This is a genomic window from Stenotrophomonas sp. LMG 10879 (assembly GCF_002750935.1).
GTDB lineage: Bacteria > Pseudomonadota > Gammaproteobacteria > Xanthomonadales > Xanthomonadaceae > Stenotrophomonas > Stenotrophomonas lactitubi_B.
This window is the reverse complement of record NZ_PEJT01000008.1, coordinates 240636-256963: the sequence shown is the minus strand read 5'-3', so window position 1 is coordinate 256963 and position 16328 is coordinate 240636. Positions and strand designations below refer to the sequence as shown.

Sequence of the window (16328 nt, the reverse complement as noted above, 5' to 3'; positions counted from 1 at the left end):
CACACGACGGGAATGATGGGAGGGAAATATACATACATGCGTGTTTGTTTGTAAACCGGTACAATTCAGCCACGTTTCACGCTAACTCGTACCCACTCATGGCCCGCAAGACCAAAGAGGACACCCAGGCGACCCGGGAAGGCATCCTGGACGCCGCCGAAACCTGCTTCCACGAGCATGGCGTCGCCCGCACCACGCTGGAGATGATCGGCGCCCGCGCCGGCTATACCCGCGGCGCGGTGTACTGGCACTTCAAGAACAAGGGCGAAGTGCTGGCGGCGATGATCGAACGGGTGCACCTGCCTTTCATGCAGGAACTGGAGCGCACCTCCAGCGACCAGCGCGATACCCCGGTGCACGATCTGCGCGCGGTGATGATCCACTCGTTCATCGAGCTGTCCGAGGACGAGCGCCTGCGCAAGACCATGGAGATCATGCTGCGCAGCGATGCCTCGGCTGATACCAGGGTACTGACCGAACTGCAGCAGGCCGGCTTCCGCGATGCCCTCGACCGGATGGAACGCGCCCTGCGCCGTGCCCAGGACCTCGGCCAGCTGCGCGACGGCGCCGACCCGAAGATCGCCGCGCGCATGCTGCACGCCACCGTGCTCGGCGTGCTGCATGGGGCGATGGTCGAACCGGACCTGATGGACCTCAAGCGCGATGGCATGCTGGCGCTGGACATGACCCTGGCCGCCTACGTGAAGGAAGGCGTGTTCGTACCGGGTTCGGTGCCGGAGCCGCTGCCGGAGGCGTGAGCGGCACAAGGGTCGGATCCCTCTCCGCCCGGAGAGGGCTCTGACCCGTTGCAGGTGGGGTCAGAGCCCTCGCCAGAGCGAGGGATCCGACCCCGCAACGAAAAAGGCCGCCTTTCGGCGGCCTTTTCGCATTCCCGGTTACAGGATGTAACGGCTCAGGTCCGGATCCTGCACCAGCTCACCCAGGTGCGCATCGACATAGGCACTGTCGATGGCCAGGGTTTCACCATCGCGGTCCGGCGCTTCGTAGCTGAGCGAATCCAGCAGTCGCTCCAGCACGGTGTGCAGACGGCGCGCACCGATGTTCTCCTGGCGCTCGTTCACCTGGAACGCGATCTCGGCCAGGCGGTCGATGGCATCGGTGGTGAAGCTGACCTTGACGCCCTCGGTGGCCAGCAGCGCTTCGTACTGTTTGGTCAGCGCCGCCTTCGGTTCGGTCAGGATGCGCACGAAATCGGCCTTGCTCAGCGCCCCCAGCTCCACGCGGATCGGGAAGCGGCCCTGCAGCTCGGGGATCAGGTCGCTGGGCTTGGCCAGGTGGAAGGCGCCCGATGCGATGAACAGGATGTGGTCGGTCTTGATCGTGCCGTACTTGGTGGACACGTTGGACCCTTCCACCAGCGGCAGCAGATCGCGCTGCACGCCTTCGCGCGAGACATCACCGCCAGACGAGCCTGCATCACCGCGCTTGGCGACCTTGTCGATCTCGTCGATGAACACGATGCCGTGCTGTTCGCAGGCTTCGATCGCGGCGGTGCGGATATCGTCCTCGTTGACCAGCTTGCCGGCTTCTTCTTCCTGCAGCAGCGGGCGCGCGGCCTTGATGGTCAGCGTGCGCTTGTGCGCCTTGGCGCCACCGCCGAGGTTGGCGAACATCGACTTCAGCTGCTGGCCCATTTCCTCCATGCCCGGCGGGGTCATGATGTCCATGCTGACGTTGGCGGTCAGGTCCAGCTCGATCTCGCGATCGTCCAGCTCGCCGTTGCGCAGCATCTTGCGGAACTTGATGCGGGTCTCGTTGTCCTGCGCCGACGGTTCGTTGCGCGCCGCCTCCGGGTCGAAGCCGATGCCACCACTGCGGCGCGGCAACAGCGCATCGAGGATGCGGTCTTCGGCGCGCTCTTCGGCCTGCGTGCGCACGCGCACCTTGGCCTGCTCGCGGTACAGCTTGACGGCGGTATCGGCAAGGTCGCGGATGATCTGCTCGACATCCTTGCCGACATAGCCGACTTCGGTGAAGCGGGTCGCTTCGACCTTCACGAACGGCGCGTTGGCCAGCGTGGCCAGGCGGCGCGCGATCTCGGTCTTGCCGACGCCGGTCGGGCCGATCATCAGGATGTTCTTGGGCATGACCTCGTTGCGCAGCTCGGGCTGCAGCTGCATGCGGCGCCAGCGGTTGCGCAGGGCGATGGCGACCGCGCGCTTGGCGTCATGCTGGCCGACGATGTGCCGGTCCAGTTCCTGCACGATCTCGCGCGGGGTCATGGTGGCGGAGGAAACTTCGATCTTGTGCGGCATGGGTGTGCTCACGAATTCGTTGTCGGTAGCGCCGGGCCATGCCCGGCGGATCGGGAATGCCTGTGACGGTTCCCCGTCACAGCTCCTCGACCACCACGTTGCGGTTGGTGTAGATGCAGATGTCGCCGGCGATGTTGATCGCTTCGCTGGCGATGGTGCGTGCGTCCAGTTCGGTGTGCGCCATCAGCGCGCGTGCAGCGGACAGTGCATAGGAACCACCGGAGCCGATGGCGATGATGCCGTCCTCCGGCTCGATCACGTCGCCGGTGCCGCTGATGATCAGCGAGGTTTCCTTGTCGGCCACCGCCAGCAGGGCTTCAAGCTTGCCGAGGCGACGCTCGGTGCGCCAATCCTTGGCCAGTTCCACCGCAGCACGCTGCAGCTGGCCGTGCTTTTCCAGCTTGGCCTCGAACAGCTCGAACAGGGTGAAGGCATCGGCGGCGGCACCGGCGAAGCCGGCCAGCACCTGGCCATCGCGGCCGAGGCGGCGGACCTTGCGTGCGTTGCCCTTCATCACCGTGTGGCCGAGGGTGACCTGGCCGTCGCCGGCAATGGCCACGTGCTCGCCGCGACGAACGCAGACGATGGTGGTGGCGTGGAAAACGGTGGGATTCTGACTGGGGTCCATGCGGCCTCCGATAGCTGTTCACGGGACATGGGGACAGCCGCCGAAGCGATCAAGCCCGTGCCGATAGCTGCCGTTCAGCGCTTGGCATGCGATGGCCTGTCCGGATTCGGCTCAATGCCCCATGCCATGTACCAGTCTTCGCCCTGGGTTTCGATGGGGTGCTGGGTGCGGCCGGCGCCGTTGCCACAGGCCAGTGCGTCGGCGGCGCAGTAACGGTCGCAGCCCCAGCAGATGCGCTCGGGATGCTTGGGACGCAGCGGAATGGGCTTTGCCATGGTCGGTATCGCTTCGTGGCCTGCGGCCACGATGCGCCGGTCGCCCCTGCGCTGCCCTGATCCAGATCAAGCGGCGGCCGTTCCGGTAGCGCCGGGCGATGCCCGGCGGCTGTGCGATCCCTGTGTCGTGCATGCGACGCAGCCCGCGCTGCGCGCTCGCCGGGCATGGCCCGGCGCTACCCTCCCTTGTCGGGCGGGTCTTTGCGGCGTTTCGCGCGCGGGTGCGCCGCATCGTAGACCTTGGCCAGGTGCTGGAAGTCCAGGTGCGTGTAGATCTGCGTGGTGGCGATGTCGGCATGGCCGAGCAGTTCCTGCACACCGCGCAGGTCGCCGGAGGATTCCAGGATGTGGCTGGCGAAACTGTGCCGCAGCATGTGCGGGTGCACGTGCTTGAACAGGCCTTGGCGCTGCGCCAGCTGGCGGATGCGGATCTGCACCGCGCGCTGGCTGATCGGCCCGTTGCGGCCGGGAAAAACCGGTGTGGCGGCACCACCGCCGCTTTCGCTGCGCCAGGTCAGCAGCGCCTCGCGTGCCGGCTTTCCGAAGGGGACGCGACGTTGCCTGTTGCCCTTGCCCGTCACGTTGACCAAGCCACTGGCGAAATCCAGGTCGCGCCAGGTCAGCGCACAGACTTCGCTCAAGCGCAGGCCGGAGGAATAGAACAGCTCCAGCAGCGCGCGGTCACGACGACCCAGCTCGCCATCCGGTTCCAGTTCAACCAGCTGCACGGCTTCGTCGGCATCGAGTACCTGCGGCAATCGTCTCGGTGCGCGCGGCGCCTTCAGCGTGGCTGCCGGGCTGGCCTCGATACGGCCATGCTTGAGCAGCCAGGCATAGAAGCTGCGGCACGCCGACAACCGGCGCTGCAGGCTCTTGGCCGACAGACCACGGCGGTGTTCGTCGGCAACGAACTGGCGCACCGCGTCGGTATCCAGCGCTTCCACGGCCACGCCGCGGGGTTCGGCCCACGCCGACAGTGCGTCCAGGTCGCGGCGGTAGGCATCGAGTGTATGCGCCGACATCCGCCGCTCCACCTGCAGGTGCTGCAGGAACGCCTGCACCGCGCTCATCGTCGTCGTTTCCCGCTCAATCCGCGAAGCGCTTGAGCCCGGTCACCAGGGCCTCGCCCATCATCCGCAGGAACAGCGTGCCCATGCCGGGATAGAAACGGTTCGGATCGTGGCTGCCCACCGCGATCAGGCCAACGCCCGGCAGCGGCAGCAAGGCGGTGGTCTGCACTTCCTCACTGCGCGCGCCGTACAGCACCGCGTTCTTGTCGCTGTGCAGGCGGCCACAGATCGGCTCGCCATCCTTCAGGCAGTCGCGGAACGGGCCCAGCTGCGCATCATCGGCGGCCAGCACCTGCAGCCATTCGGCCTGCTCCAGCCCGGCCACCGGCGCATGCACCACCAGCCGCACCAGATCGCCGGCGAAGTCTTCCTGCAGCGACGCCGCCATCGCGCGCAGCGTGTCGGCGGCGTTGTCCTGCTTCATCAGGGCCAGGGTGAGCTGATGCGTGCGCACCGCCAGCCGCTCGTTGACCTGCGCGGTCGCGCCCAGGTCGGCCAACCGTCGCGCCAGCTCGCGGTTCTTCTCGCGCAGCACTTCCAGCTGGTAGCTGGCCAGCGATGCGGTCGGGCCGTCATCGCGTGGCACCACCAGGGTCAGCGCCAGGTCCGGGAACTGCTTGAGGAAGCCCGGATGACGCCGCAACCAGGCGGCGACTTCATGGGCGCCGAGCTTGTCGACGGTCTCAGTCATGCGATCCACTCCCCTTCGAAGACGAATGCGGTCGGGCCCGCCATCACCACCGGCTGGCCATCGCCCGGCCACTGGATGCGCAGGTCGCCACCGGGCAGGCTGATGCGCGCATCGCGCTGCAGGCGGCCGCGATGCATCAGGGTCACCGCAGCCGCGCAGGCGCCACTGCCGCAGGCCAGGGTTTCACCCACGCCGCGCTCGAACACGCGCAGGCGCGCATGTTCCGGGCCCATCACCTGGGCGAAGCCCACGTTCACCGACTTCGGGAACGACGCATGCTGCTGCAGCAGCCCGCCCACGCGCTCAACCGGTGCAGCGTCGACCAGGCCCACTTCGATCACCGCGTGCGGATTGCCCATCGACACCGCCGCGAAGCGCACGGTCTCGCCCTGCAGTGGCAGCAGGTATTCCTCGCGCGGGTGGGCGAAGCCGATCAGCGGCACCTGCGCCGGCTCGAACAGCGGCACGCCCATCGCCACCGCGTACTGGTCATCGCCGAGCACATCCACGGCGTGGCTGGCCAGCGGGCTGTCGATCACGAAGTGATCGCCCTGCGCACTGCCCTCGCGCACCAGCCAGGCCGCGATGCAGCGCGCGCCGTTGCCGCACTGCTCGGAATTGGAACCATCGGCGTTCCAGATGCGGTACGAGGCGACCGAGCCTTCGGCGCGCGGCGGCTCGATGGTCAGGATCTGGTCGCAGCCGACGCCGGTATGGCGGTCGGCCAGGCGCGCGGCCAGTTCCGGGGTGGGCGGCGGGGTGCCGTCGCGCAGGTCGATCACTACGAAATCGTTGCCCGCGCCGTGCATCTTGCTGAAGCGCAGACCGTTGCTACCGGCCTTACTCATTCCCGTCGTCCACCTTCTTGACCGGGTCCGGGGTGACCGACGGACTGCCGTCACCGGTGCTCTGGGTGGCCGCGGGCGTGGTGTCGGCATCAGCGGCCGGTTCGACGGTTTCTTCCACCGGTACCGGCTTCTGCGGCAGCACCAGCGGGCCCTTGTTGCCGCATGCGGCGAGGAACAGCAGCGAGGCCGCTGCCAGCGGAATCAGGATGACATTGCGATGGGGGATGTTCATGCCCCGAGTATAGCCATTGGCGGCTGAGCGGTTGGTGCAGGATGCCCGGCGGGAGAGATCAATCGGCCGGCGGCAGCGGCCGGGTCCACAGCCAGACCACCACCACGGTCATGCTGCCGATGGAGAACCACTTCACCCAGGCCACCGGCACGCACCACAGCATGATGCCGGCACACACCGCCATGGTGATCGTGGCCATCCATTTGCCGTAGCGGCTGACCGCACCATGTGCCTGCCAGTTGGCGATGGCCGGGCCGAAGCGCGGGTGCTGCAGCAGCCAGCCGTGCAGGCGCTCGGAGCCGCGCGAGGCGGCCCAGGCCGAAATCAGGATGAATACGGTGGTGGGCAGCCCCGGCACGAAGATGCCGACGATGCCGGTGCCCAGGCTGGCATAGGCCAGCAGCCACCACGCCCAACGGAACCGCACCGGCCGGGTGGGCGCTGGCAGGTCCTTGCTGGCGGGTGGTTCGGGCAGATTCATCGCGCAAGGATACCCAGCGCAGGTGGCGGCGGCGATATCACCGCCGCCACGATGCGTCATTCCGTCGCAGCGCCGGCAGCGGGCGTTTCGATGCCCAGCTGCTGCAGCACGAACGCATACGACTCGGACAGTTCACGGTAACGCTGGAAGCGCCCGGACTTGCCGCCGTGGCCGGCTTCCATGTTGGTGCGGAACAGGATCGGGAAGTGGCCGGTGTTGTCATCACGCAGCTTGGCCACCCACTTGGCCGGCTCCCAGTACTGCACCTGCGAATCCCACAGGCCGGTACCCACGAACAGCGACGGATAGGCCTGCTTTTTCACGTTGTCGTAGGGCGAGTAGGACAGCATGTACTCGTAGTACGGCTTCTGCTCGGGGTTGCCCCACTCGTCGTACTCATTGGTGGTCAGCGGGATGGTCGGGTCGAGCATGGTGGTGACCACATCCACGAACGGCACCTGCGCCACCAGCACGCGGTAGTCCTGCGGCGCCTGGTTGGCGATGGCACCCATCAGCAGGCCACCGGCGCTGCCACCAGACGCGGCGACACGATCCTTCGCCGCCCAGCCCTGTGCCACCAGGCCACGGGTGACGTCGATGAAGTCGTTGAAGGTGTTCTGCTTGTGCAGCAGCTTGCCGTTCTCGTACCAGTCGCGGCCCATTTCCTGGCCACCGCGGATGTGGGCGATGGCATACACCACGCCACGGTCGAGCAGGCTCACCGCGGTCTGGTTGAAGTACGGGTCCATCGACATGCCGTAGCTGCCGTAGGCGTACTGGAACAGCGCGCCCTTGCCGTCCTTCTGGTAGCCCTTGCGGTAGACCAGCGACACCGGCACCTTCACGCCATCGCGCGCGGTGATCCAGACGCGATCGGTTTCGTACTTCGAGGCGTCATAGCCGATCACCGGCTGCTGCTTCAGCTGGCGACGCTCGCCGTTGGCGGTGTTCAGTTCGTACACCGTGGTCGGCGTGGTCATCGAGGTGTAGACGTAGCGCAGCCACGTGGTGTCAGCCTCGGTGTTGTCGCCCAGGCCCATCGAATAGGCCGGTTCGTCGGCCTTCACGTAGTCGTTGCGACCATCCTTGAACAGCAGGCGGATGCGCTCCAGGCCTTCGGAACGTTCGGCGATGGCGGTGTAGGTATCGAACAGTTCGAAGCCTTCGATGAACACTGCATCGTCGTGCGCGATCCAGTCCTTCCACTGCGCGCGCGAGGTAGCGTCGGTCGGTGCGGTCACCAGCTTGAAGTTCTTCGCACCATCATTGGTGCGGATCACCCAGCGGCCATCGTAGTGGTCGGCGTCGTACTCCACGTCGCGCTGGCGCGGGGCGAGCACGGTGAACGTGGTCGGGTCGCTGGCCGGCGCGTAGCGCTCTTCGGAGGACACGGTGCTGTGCACGCCGATGGTGATGAAGCGATCGTCGCGGGTGCGGCCGATGCCCATGTAGAAGCTGTCGTCCTTTTCTTCGTAGACGACGGTGTCGGCGCTGGCCGGGGTGCCCAGCACGTGCTTCTTCACCCGCACGGTCAGCAGGGTTTCCGGATCGTTCTCGACATACAGCACGGTGCGGTTGTCGTCGGCCCAGACCAGGTCACCGGAAGTGCCGGTGATCGTGTCCGGCAGCACCGCGCCGGTGCGCAGGTCCTTGAAGCGGATGACGTACTGGCGGCGGCCCACGTCATCATCGGCCCAGGCCAGCAGCTGGTTGTCCTGGCTGACCTCCATCGAGCCGACGCTGAAATAGCCCTTGCCGGCAGCCATCGTGTTGACGTTGAGCAGGACTTCCTCCGGCGCGTCCATGCTGGCCTTGCGGCGCGCATGGATGGGATAGTCCTGGCCGGTTTCGTAGCGGCTGTAGTACCAGTAGCCGCGCTCGCGCGCCGGCACACTGGCATCGTCCTGCTTGATGCGGCCGACGATCTCGCCGTACAGCGCATCCTCCAGCGGCTTCAGCGGTGCCAGCAGCTGGTCGGCGTAGGCGTTCTCGGCCTGCAGGTAGGCCAGCATGGCCTTGTCCTCGCGCTTGTCGTCGCGCAGCCAGTAATAGTCATCGTTGCGGGTCGCGCCGAACGGCGCCTTGACCACGTGCGGACGCTTCTCAACATCCGGCGGAACGGGCGGGGTGGCGGCGGTAGCGGTGCTGGTCATCAGGCTCGCAAGCAACAGGCAGAGAGTGGATTTCATGAAATAAGGCTCCAGGCGCTTCAATGCAATGGTCTTCGACGGGGTCAGATCCCTTTTCCCGAAAAGGGATCTGACCCCAATCGCGGCGAAGCGGCAACCCTGCGGATCGTCATGGCCGCGGTTCCTGTTGGGGTCAGAGCCCTTTTCCATGCAAAAGGGATCCGACCCCGGCACCCGGCGTACCATGTGGGGCATGAGTACCCTGCCCCACACGCCGGGCTACAGCCGGCGCAGCCACGAAATCGCTCCCTTCCATGTGATGTCCCTGCTGGCCCGCGCACAGGCGCTGGAACAGGCCGGTCACGATGTGATCCATCTGGAGATCGGCGAACCGGACTTCACCACCGCCGAACCGGTCGTGCGGGCCGGCCAGGCGGCGCTGGCCGCCGGCCACACCCGCTACACCGCCGCACGCGGCCTGCCGGCCCTGCGCCAGGCGATCAGCGGTTTCTATCGCAGCCACTACGGCCTGGACATCGACCCCGAACGCATCCTGGTCACGCCGGGCGGCTCCGGCGCGCTGCTGCTGGCCAGCAGCCTGCTGGTCGATCCGGGCCGCCACTGGTTGCTGGCCGATCCCGGCTATCCGTGCAACCGCCACTTCCTGCGACTGGTGGAAGGCGGTGCGCAACTGGTGCCGGTAGGCCCCGAAACGGCCTACCAGCTGACCCCTTCGCTGGTGCAGCAGCACTGGAATGGCGACAGCGTCGGCGCGCTGGTGGCATCACCGGCCAATCCCACCGGCACCGTGCTGTCCGCCGATGAACTGGCGGCACTGTCGGCGTCGCTGCATGCGCGCGGCGGCCACCTGGTGGTCGACGAGATCTATCACGGCCTGACCTACGGCCTGGATGCTGCGAGCGTGCTGCAGGTGGATGACAGCGCCTTCGTGCTGAACAGCTTCTCCAAATACTTCGGCATGACCGGCTGGCGACTGGGTTGGCTGGTGGCGCCGCCGGCGGCCGTGCCCGACCTGGAGAAGCTGGCGCAGAACCTGTACATCAGCGCCTCGAGCATCGCCCAGCATGCGGCCCTTGCCTGTTTCAGCGAAGAGGCGATGGCGATCTTCGAACAGCGCCGCCAGGCCTTCCAGCAGCGCCGCGACTTCCTGCTGCCTGCCCTGCGCGAACTGGGCTTCCGCATCGAAGTGGAGCCGCAGGGTGCGTTCTACCTGTACGCCGACGTCAGCGCGTTCACCGATGACGCGCAGGCGTTCTGTGCGCACTTCCTGGAGACCGAGCACGTGGCGTTCACCCCGGGCCTGGATTTCGGCTTCCATCGATCAAACCAGCACGTGCGCCTGGCCTATACGCAGGAAGTGCCGCGGTTGCAGGAGGCGGTGGAGCGGATCGCGCGCGGGTTGAAACATTTCCGGTAGCGCCGGGCCGTGCCCGGCGAGCGCGCAGCGCGGCAAGGGAGCCGCCGGGCATGGCCCGGCGCTACCGTTCAACGAATGCCCAACGAAGAACGCCGCCCGAGGGCGGCGTTCTTCATTTCCTTACTTGCCGCCCAACCGCTCCCACAGGAAGCTGTAGGCCAGTGCCGACATGTGCGCGGCCTGCGCGTTGTTGGCCGCACCGCCATGACCGCCTTCGATGTTCTCGTAGTAGGTCACGTCCTTGCCGGCATCGATCATCTTCGCGGCCATCTTGCGCGCGTGGCCCGGATGTACGCGGTCATCGCGGGTGGAGGTGGTGAACAGCACCGGCGGGTAGCTCTTCTTCGCGTCGAACAGGTGGTACGGCGAGAAGGTCTTGATGAACTCCCAGTCGCTGGTGTCCGGGTTGCCGTACTCGGCCATCCACGAAGCACCGGCCAGCAGGTGGCTGTAGCGCTTCATGTCCAGCAGCGGAACCTGCACCACCACCGCACCGAACAGCTCCGGGTACTGGGTCAGCATGTTGCCGGTGAGCAGGCCACCGTTGCTGCCGCCCTGCACGCCCAGGTGCTTGGCCGAGGTGATCTTGCGGGTGACCAGATCCTGGGCAACCGCGGCCATGTCTTCATAGGCCTTGTGACGGTTCTGCTTCAGCGCCGCCTGGTGCCAGCGCGGGCCGTACTCGCCACCACCGCGGATGTTGGCGACCACATACACGCCGCCCTTCTCCAACCAGGCGCGGCCCATGCCACCGGAATACGACGGGGTCAGCGAGATCTCGAAGCCACCGTAGCCGTACAGCAGGGTCGGGTTGGAGCCATCGAGCTTCATCGCCTTGTCGTGCACCACGAAGTACGGCACGCGGGTGCCGTCCTTGCTGGTGGCGAAGTGCTGTTCGATGACCTTGCCGTCGGCATCAAAGAACGCCGGCATGGTCTTCAGCACTTCCGGCGCCTTGCCGATGTCGGCGATGGCCAGGGTGGTCGGGGTCAGGTAGTCGGTGGCGGTCAGCCACACTGCATCGCTGTCATTGCTGTCGACCGCACTCACGCCCAAGGTGCCGAAGGCCGGCGCGCCGACGAAGTCGCTTTTCTGCCAGCCCTTGGCGGTCGGGGTCAGCACCGACAGGCGGTTCTTGACGTCGTCCAGCACGTTCAGCACCAGGTGGTTCCTGGTCCACGAGGCACTGGCCAGCGAGGTGGTCGCGGTCGGGGTGAACAGCACCTCGAAGTCGCGCTTGCCAGCCAGGAAATCATCCAGCTTGGTCACCAGCAGTGCGCCGGAGGCGTAGGTCTTGCCACCCACGGTCCACGGATCGCGCAGTTCCAGGGTCAGCCACTGCTTGTGCAGGCCCTTCTCGGCCGAGTTCGGCGCATCGATCCGGGTCAGCTTGCCATCGTCGCCGCGCAGGTAGATCTCGTTGTTGTAGAAGGCCAGCGTGCGGCTGACCAGGTTGCGCTCGAAGCCCGGGGTGTCATCGTGCATCGCCGCGATGTACATGTCTTCCGGCTTGCCTTCATAGACCACGCTGGCCGCGGACATCGGCGTGCCACGCTTCCACAGCTTGGCCACGCGCGGGTAACCGGAGGTGGTCATCGAACCGCTGCCGAAGTCGGTGTAGACGAACACGGTGTCGCGGTCGATCCAGCTCAGGCCGCCCTTCGATTCGGGACGGAAGAAGCCGTCCTTGATCCAGCTCTTGCTGGCCAGGTCGAATTCGCGGGTGACATCGGCGTCGGCACCGCCGCGCGACAGCGCGATCAGGCAGCGGCTGTAGTCCGGACGCAGGCAGTCGGCGCCGTGCCACACCCAGTTTTCGTTCTCGGCCTTGTTCAGCGCATCCAGGTCGAGCACGGTCTCCCAGGTCGGCGAGGCCTTGCGGTACTCGGCCAGGGTGGTACGCCGCCACAGGCCGCGCTCGTGCTGCTTGTCCTTCCAGAAGTTGTAGTAGTAGTCGCCGATCTTCTGCACGCCGGGAATCTTGGCGTCCGAGTCGAGCACCTCGCGGATGCTGGTCTCCATCTGCTTGAAGGCCGGGGTCTGCGCCAGGCGCGCCTCGGACTTGGCGTTCTGTTCCTTGACCCAGGACAACGGCTTGTCGCCGGTGACGTCCTCCAGCCAGGCGTAACGGTCGGTGTCTTCAGCGGCCACCGCGGTACCCACCGAGGCAGCGGTCATCATGCCGGCCAGCAGGCAGGCGGAAGCGAATCGTGACATTGCAGCTCCAGGCAGTCATTAGCCGTGGAACGCTAGCATGGATCACCGGGACCGCCCCCGTGTCGAAGGTCAGGCCGGGGCGGTGTGCGTCTTGCGCGTGCGTGGCTGCGAGCGGCGCCGGGCCTGCCCAGTGTCGCGTCGCAACCAGCGCAGCGCTGCCCGCGTGGGCAACGGGCAGCGCAGCAGGGCCCACCAGGCCGCCAGCGGCATGCCGACCAGCCACAGCGGCAACCAACCCAGCCAGACACTGCTGCCGCGCGCGGCCGGCCACACCAGGACCACGGCCAGCCCGGCCAAGGCGAGCTGCGGCACCACCCGCAGCAGGCGTGGATCGCTGCGTTCGCTGACGCGTTCAGCTGGAAGGCGGTGGCGGGAACGTGTGCGCATGCGGATTCTCCGGTGGTGGATGCGGGCCAGCTTGGCTGCGGGGCTTCTCACCGGCTGCGACACCATTGACGGATGGCGTGCACACAGTGACCATGCGCGGGCAAGCCCACTGGAGCCCGCTCCCGCATGACCTCGATCCGCCCGCTCTGCGCTGTGTTGCTGGCCCTGTCCCTGGGCGGTCCGGCAGTGGCTGCCAATACCCCACCCTCGTCCCACAACAGCGCTGCGGAAGCCTCTGCAGACGGGGCGATCGACCTGCAGCGCTTCATGGGGACCTGGTACGTGATCGGCCGTGTGCCGAACTTCATCGAACGCGGCCACGTCACCAGCGTCAACCAGTACGAGCTGCGCGAGGACCACAAGGTTGCCATCACCTATCGCTACCGCGATGGCTTCGGCGAGCCCCTGCAGGAAATCCGCGCGCGTGCCAGTGTTGATCCGGACAGTGGCAACCACGGCTGGCGCACCTGGTTCTACCGGGTCGTACCGACCCATTCGCGGGTGCTGGAAGTAGCGCCGGACTATTCCTGGGCGCTGATCGGCTACCCGGGCCGCGAGATGGCCTGGATCTTCTCGCGTACGCCGGACATGGACAAAGGCCTCTACAAGGAGCTGGCCGAGCGCCTGCGTGACGAGTACGGGGTGAACACCGACAAGCTCAAGCGCGTGCCGCAGCACGCCGAACAGGTCGGCAAGCTGGGCTACGAAGTGCCGAACGTGCGTTGAGACGCCGCCGCCGGGCATGGCCCGGCGCTGCCGCGCGAACGTTCCGGTAGCGCCGGGCCATGCCCGGCGGAAGCCCCGGTTACTTGCGGCTGTAATGCGCGACCAGGCGGTCGCCCAGCATCTGCAGCAGCTGCACCAGGATCAGCAGCACCACCACGGTGACCAGGGCCACGTCGGTGCGGTTGCGCTGGTAGCCTTCGCGCAGTGCCAGGTCGCCCAGGCCACCCGAACCGATCGCACCGCCCATGGCGGTGAAGCCGACCAGGGCGACGGTGGTGACCGTGGCTGCAGCGATCAGGCCCGGCCGGGCCTCAGGCAGCAGCACCCGGGTAACCAGCTGCCAGGTGGTGGCGCCCATCGACTGCGCGGCCTCGACCACGCCACGGTCCACTTCGCGCAGCGCAGTCTCGACCAGGCGCGCGTAGAACGGCGCCGCGCCGATCACCAACGCCGGCAGCGTGCCGAGTACGCCGATCGACTGCCCCATCAACCACAGCGACACGGGAATCAGCACCACCATCAGGATGATGAAGGGCACCGAACGCAGCAGGTTCACCACCAGCGCGAGTACGCCATAGGCCAGCGGCCGCCGCTTCATCTGCGGCGCGCCGAACACATACAGCAGCACGCCCATCGGCAGGCCGATGGCCAGGGTCAGCGGCAGCGAGCCGGCCATCATCAGCAGCGTCTCGATGGTGGCCTTGCCGATATCCACCCATTTGTCGGCATCCAGGTGGCGGAAGAAGCCGCCGGCGGTGGCAATGATCATCGACGCAGTTCCTCAACGTGCACGCCGGCGGCCACGAACGCGGCCTGCGCGGCGGACTGGTCACCGCCCACCAGGGCGACGATCAGCTGGCCATACGGGGTGTCCTTGATCCGGTCGATACGGCCGGACAGGATGTTGTAGTCGACCCCGGTCTGCCGCGCGACGCTGCCGAGCAGGGGTTCGTAGGTGTCAGCGCCGAGGAAGGTCAGGCGCACGACACGGCCACCGACCGCGTCGAAATCGCGGTGCAGCGTGCCTTCGTCCACGTGCTCCGATTCGCTGACGAAACGGCGGGTGGTCGGGTGCTGCGGATGCAGGAACACCTTGGTCACCGGGCCGGTCTCGACCAGCTGGCCGGCATCGAGCACGGCCACGCGGTCGCAGACGCGACGGATCACGTCCATCTCGTGGGTGATCAGCACGATGGTCAGGCCCAGCTCGCGGTTGATCTTCGACAGCAGCGCCAGCACCGAGGCGGTGGTCTGCGGATCGAGCGCGCTGGTGGCCTCATCGCAGAGCAGGATCTGCGGACGGGTGGCCAGCGCCCGGGCAATGCCCACGCGCTGCTTCTGCCCGCCCGACAGCTGCGCCGGGTACTTGTCCGCATGCGCCTGCAGGCCGACGGTCTGCAGCAGTTCGGCGACGCGCGCGTCGATCTCGGCCCTCGGCGTTCCGGCCAGTTCCAGCGGGAAGGCGACGTTGCCGGCCACCGTGCGCGAGGACAGCAGGTTGAAGTGCTGAAAGATCATGCCGATCCGGCGGCGCAGCGCGCGCAGGCCCTCCGGCTCCAGCGCGGTTACGTCTTCACCGGCGATCAGCAGACGACCACCGCTGGGCTCTTCCAAGCGGTTGATCATGCGGATCAGCGTCGATTTGCCCGCACCGGAATGGCCGATGATGCCGAACACCTCACCGGCCTCGATGGTCAGGTCCAGCGGCTGCAGCGCGCTGACTGAGCGGCCGGCAACGGCATAGGATTTGTGCAGGCGCTGGAACTCGATCACGGGATCAGCTCACCGGGAGGGCGATGGAAGGGGGCGTGCAGCCTACCAGCGCCGGCGCTCGCGCGCCCGCGCCATGGGCCAGAATGTTATTCCTTTTGGTTCTAAGGCGCTCGCAACCGCGTATTGGCCGGGGTCAGAGCCCCTGCGGGATCTGACCCCGGGTCGGATCCCCGCAGGGGCTCTGACCCATTCCCCGGTCACACCGGTTCAGGGATGGTCCAGCGGTTTCGGCGGTTCCTGCCGGTTCACCCGCTCGCGGTGCAGCAGGTACAGGCCCGAAGCGACGATGATCGCCGCGCCCGCCCAGGTGTAGCCGTCCGGCAGCTGCCCCCAGAACGCCAGATCCCAGCCGATCACCCAGACCAGGCCGCTGTACTCCAGCGGCGCGATCATCGAGGCCTCACCCAGCTGGAAGGCCTTGGTCAGCGCAATCTGGCCCAGTGCTCCGGCCAGGCCCATACCGGCGATCAACGGCGCATGCGCCATCTGCAGCGGCACCCAGCCGGGGATCGCCAGCAGCCCGGCGCCGATGGCCATGATGACCAGGAACCAGACCACCATCGACTGCGAGGTATCGGTGCGGGTCAGCAGGCTGACGGTGATCGCGGCGATGGCATAGGCGGTGGCGGCGGCCAGCACCATCAGGCCCGGCACCGAGATGAAACCGCCCACGCCCGGCCGCAGCACCACCAGCACGCCGACCAGGCCGATGCCGATGGCGACCCAGCGCCGCGGTCCGACCCGCTCGCCCAGCAGCGGCACCGACAAGGCGGCAATCAGCAGCGGCGCGACGAAGTAGATGGTGTAGGCGGTGGACAGCGGCAGGTCGCGCAGGGCGAACACGAAGCAGCCGATCATCGCCATGCCCAGCGCGCCGCGCAGCAGGTGCAGGCCCCAGCGGCGCGGGATCAACGAGCGTGGCCCGGCACTGGCCAGTACCCAGACCAGCACGAAGGGCAGCGACGCCACACCCCGCAGGAAGGTCACCTCCAGTGAGGGATAGCTGGCCGAAAGCTGCTTCATGCCGGCGTCCATCAGCGAGAAACAGGCGACGGCGGCGACCATCCAGGCCACGGCGCGCGAAGGGGAGCGTTGCAGGTTCATGGCCCATTATCGCCGAGCGCGCCGGATTGTAGAGCCGAGCCCATGCTCGGCTG

General features: G+C 67.1%; 17 protein-coding genes. 3 read left to right on the top strand and 14 right to left on the bottom strand.

Features of this window, described 5'->3' with window-relative positions:
- Nucleotides 1–98: 98 nt before the first annotated feature.
- The gene (gene smeT, locus CR919_RS14590; RefSeq protein WP_099820611.1) at nucleotides 99–758 is read left to right on the top strand and encodes an efflux transporter SmeDEF transcriptional repressor SmeT; all 660 of its coding nucleotides are present in this window, start codon (nucleotides 99–101) and stop codon (nucleotides 756–758) included.
- A 138-nt stretch (nucleotides 759–896) separates the two neighbouring features.
- On the opposite strand, the gene hslU is transcribed toward smeT, so the two are convergent.
- The 9 genes from hslU to CR919_RS14545 all read right to left on the bottom strand — a co-directional run bounded on the left by hslU (nucleotide 897) and on the right by CR919_RS14545 (nucleotide 8690).
- A complete protein-coding gene (hslU, locus tag CR919_RS14585) occupies nucleotides 897–2276 on the bottom strand; it encodes an ATP-dependent protease ATPase subunit HslU (RefSeq protein WP_089236974.1) in 1380 nt (459 codons plus the stop codon).
- 76 nt (nucleotides 2277–2352) lie between these two features.
- Entirely contained in the window at nucleotides 2353–2904 is a 552-nt protein-coding gene (gene hslV, locus CR919_RS14580; protein ID WP_025877284.1) for an ATP-dependent protease subunit HslV, read from the bottom strand.
- 74 nt (nucleotides 2905–2978) lie between these two features.
- The gene (locus CR919_RS14575) at nucleotides 2979–3179 is read right to left on the bottom strand and encodes a DUF3079 domain-containing protein (protein WP_099820638.1); all 201 of its coding nucleotides are present in this window, start codon (nucleotides 3177–3179) and stop codon (nucleotides 2979–2981) included.
- 176 nt (nucleotides 3180–3355) lie between these two features.
- Nucleotides 3356–4249, bottom strand: coding sequence for a tyrosine recombinase XerC (gene xerC / locus CR919_RS14570; RefSeq protein ID WP_099820610.1), 894 nt, complete (start codon nucleotides 4247–4249; stop codon nucleotides 3356–3358).
- 16 nt (nucleotides 4250–4265) lie between these two features.
- Nucleotides 4266–4940 carry a DUF484 family protein gene (locus CR919_RS14565; RefSeq protein WP_025877290.1) on the bottom strand — a complete coding sequence of 225 codons (675 nt, stop codon included), beginning with the start codon at nucleotides 4938–4940 and terminating at the stop codon, nucleotides 4266–4268.
- Nucleotides 4937–5788 carry a diaminopimelate epimerase gene (gene dapF, locus CR919_RS14560; protein WP_099820609.1) on the bottom strand — a complete coding sequence of 284 codons (852 nt, stop codon included), beginning with the start codon at nucleotides 5786–5788 and terminating at the stop codon, nucleotides 4937–4939. The genes CR919_RS14565 and dapF overlap by 4 nt, the downstream gene beginning before the upstream one ends.
- Nucleotides 5781–6020 (bottom strand): lipoprotein, encoded by a 240-nt coding sequence (locus tag CR919_RS14555; RefSeq protein ID WP_089238116.1) that lies wholly within the window; start codon nucleotides 6018–6020, stop codon nucleotides 5781–5783. Before CR919_RS14555 ends, dapF begins: the two co-directional genes overlap by 8 nt.
- A gap of 58 nt (nucleotides 6021–6078) precedes the next feature.
- The gene (locus tag CR919_RS14550; RefSeq protein ID WP_099820608.1) at nucleotides 6079–6501 is read right to left on the bottom strand and encodes a YbaN family protein; all 423 of its coding nucleotides are present in this window, start codon (nucleotides 6499–6501) and stop codon (nucleotides 6079–6081) included.
- Nucleotides 6502–6557: 56 nt separating this feature from the next.
- Nucleotides 6558–8690, bottom strand: coding sequence for a S9 family peptidase (locus CR919_RS14545; RefSeq protein ID WP_099820607.1), 2133 nt, complete (start codon nucleotides 8688–8690; stop codon nucleotides 6558–6560).
- 193 nt (nucleotides 8691–8883) lie between these two features.
- Between CR919_RS14545 and CR919_RS14540 the strand changes: the two genes are divergently transcribed.
- Nucleotides 8884–10068 (top strand): pyridoxal phosphate-dependent aminotransferase, encoded by a 1185-nt coding sequence (locus tag CR919_RS14540; protein WP_207761043.1) that lies wholly within the window; start codon nucleotides 8884–8886, stop codon nucleotides 10066–10068.
- A gap of 120 nt (nucleotides 10069–10188) precedes the next feature.
- On the opposite strand, the gene CR919_RS14535 is transcribed toward CR919_RS14540, so the two are convergent.
- Nucleotides 10189–12285: a prolyl oligopeptidase family serine peptidase gene (locus CR919_RS14535; RefSeq protein WP_099820605.1), complete on the bottom strand. Its 2097-nt coding sequence runs from the start codon at nucleotides 12283–12285 to the stop codon at nucleotides 10189–10191.
- 69 nt (nucleotides 12286–12354) lie between these two features.
- A complete protein-coding gene (locus CR919_RS14530) occupies nucleotides 12355–12672 on the bottom strand; it encodes a hypothetical protein (protein WP_099820604.1) in 318 nt (105 codons plus the stop codon).
- Between the two features lie 126 nt (nucleotides 12673–12798).
- On the opposite strand from CR919_RS14530, the gene CR919_RS14525 reads away from it, so the two are divergent.
- Entirely contained in the window at nucleotides 12799–13398 is a 600-nt protein-coding gene (locus CR919_RS14525) for a lipocalin family protein (RefSeq protein ID WP_099820603.1), read from the top strand.
- Between the two features lie 79 nt (nucleotides 13399–13477).
- Here CR919_RS14525 and CR919_RS14520 read toward each other — a convergent pair whose 3' ends face one another.
- The 3 genes from CR919_RS14520 to CR919_RS14510 all read right to left on the bottom strand — a co-directional run bounded on the left by CR919_RS14520 (nucleotide 13478) and on the right by CR919_RS14510 (nucleotide 16275).
- Nucleotides 13478–14167: a methionine ABC transporter permease gene (locus tag CR919_RS14520; RefSeq protein WP_099820602.1), complete on the bottom strand. Its 690-nt coding sequence runs from the start codon at nucleotides 14165–14167 to the stop codon at nucleotides 13478–13480.
- Nucleotides 14164–15171, bottom strand: a complete 1008-nt coding sequence (locus CR919_RS14515; protein WP_099820601.1) for a methionine ABC transporter ATP-binding protein — start codon at nucleotides 15169–15171, stop codon at nucleotides 14164–14166. Before CR919_RS14515 ends, CR919_RS14520 begins: the two co-directional genes overlap by 4 nt.
- A 207-nt stretch (nucleotides 15172–15378) precedes the next feature.
- A complete protein-coding gene (locus CR919_RS14510) occupies nucleotides 15379–16275 on the bottom strand; it encodes a DMT family transporter (protein WP_099820600.1) in 897 nt (298 codons plus the stop codon).
- Nucleotides 16276–16328: the final 53 nt, after the last annotated feature.

Excerpts from the sequence above, each read along its gene's own strand:
- xerC (WP_099820610.1), bottom strand. The coding sequence starts at position 4,249 with ATGAGCGCGGTGCAGGCGTTCCTGCAGCACCTGCAGGTGGAGCGGCGG.
- CR919_RS14575 (WP_099820638.1), bottom strand. The coding sequence starts at position 3,179 with ATGGCAAAGCCCATTCCGCTGCGTCCCAAGCATCCCGAGCGCATCTGC.
- hslU (WP_089236974.1), bottom strand. The coding sequence starts at position 2,276 with ATGCCGCACAAGATCGAAGTTTCCTCCGCCACCATGACCCCGCGCGAG.
- CR919_RS14535 (WP_099820605.1), bottom strand. The coding sequence starts at position 12,285 with ATGTCACGATTCGCTTCCGCCTGCCTGCTGGCCGGCATGATGACCGCT.
- CR919_RS14525 (WP_099820603.1), top strand. The coding sequence starts at position 12,799 with ATGACCTCGATCCGCCCGCTCTGCGCTGTGTTGCTGGCCCTGTCCCTG.
- dapF (WP_099820609.1), bottom strand. The coding sequence starts at position 5,788 with ATGAGTAAGGCCGGTAGCAACGGTCTGCGCTTCAGCAAGATGCACGGC.
- CR919_RS14545 (WP_099820607.1), bottom strand. The coding sequence starts at position 8,690 with ATGAAATCCACTCTCTGCCTGTTGCTTGCGAGCCTGATGACCAGCACC.
- CR919_RS14550 (WP_099820608.1), bottom strand. The coding sequence starts at position 6,501 with ATGAATCTGCCCGAACCACCCGCCAGCAAGGACCTGCCAGCGCCCACC.
- CR919_RS14520 (WP_099820602.1), bottom strand. The coding sequence starts at position 14,167 with ATGATCATTGCCACCGCCGGCGGCTTCTTCCGCCACCTGGATGCCGAC.
- CR919_RS14565 (WP_025877290.1), bottom strand. The coding sequence starts at position 4,940 with ATGACTGAGACCGTCGACAAGCTCGGCGCCCATGAAGTCGCCGCCTGG.
- CR919_RS14510 (WP_099820600.1), bottom strand. The coding sequence starts at position 16,275 with ATGAACCTGCAACGCTCCCCTTCGCGCGCCGTGGCCTGGATGGTCGCC.
- CR919_RS14540 (WP_207761043.1), top strand. The coding sequence starts at position 8,884 with ATGAGTACCCTGCCCCACACGCCGGGCTACAGCCGGCGCAGCCACGAA.
- smeT (WP_099820611.1), top strand. The coding sequence starts at position 99 with ATGGCCCGCAAGACCAAAGAGGACACCCAGGCGACCCGGGAAGGCATC.
- CR919_RS14555 (WP_089238116.1), bottom strand. The coding sequence starts at position 6,020 with ATGAACATCCCCCATCGCAATGTCATCCTGATTCCGCTGGCAGCGGCC.
- hslV (WP_025877284.1), bottom strand. The coding sequence starts at position 2,904 with ATGGACCCCAGTCAGAATCCCACCGTTTTCCACGCCACCACCATCGTC.
- CR919_RS14530 (WP_099820604.1), bottom strand. The coding sequence starts at position 12,672 with ATGCGCACACGTTCCCGCCACCGCCTTCCAGCTGAACGCGTCAGCGAA.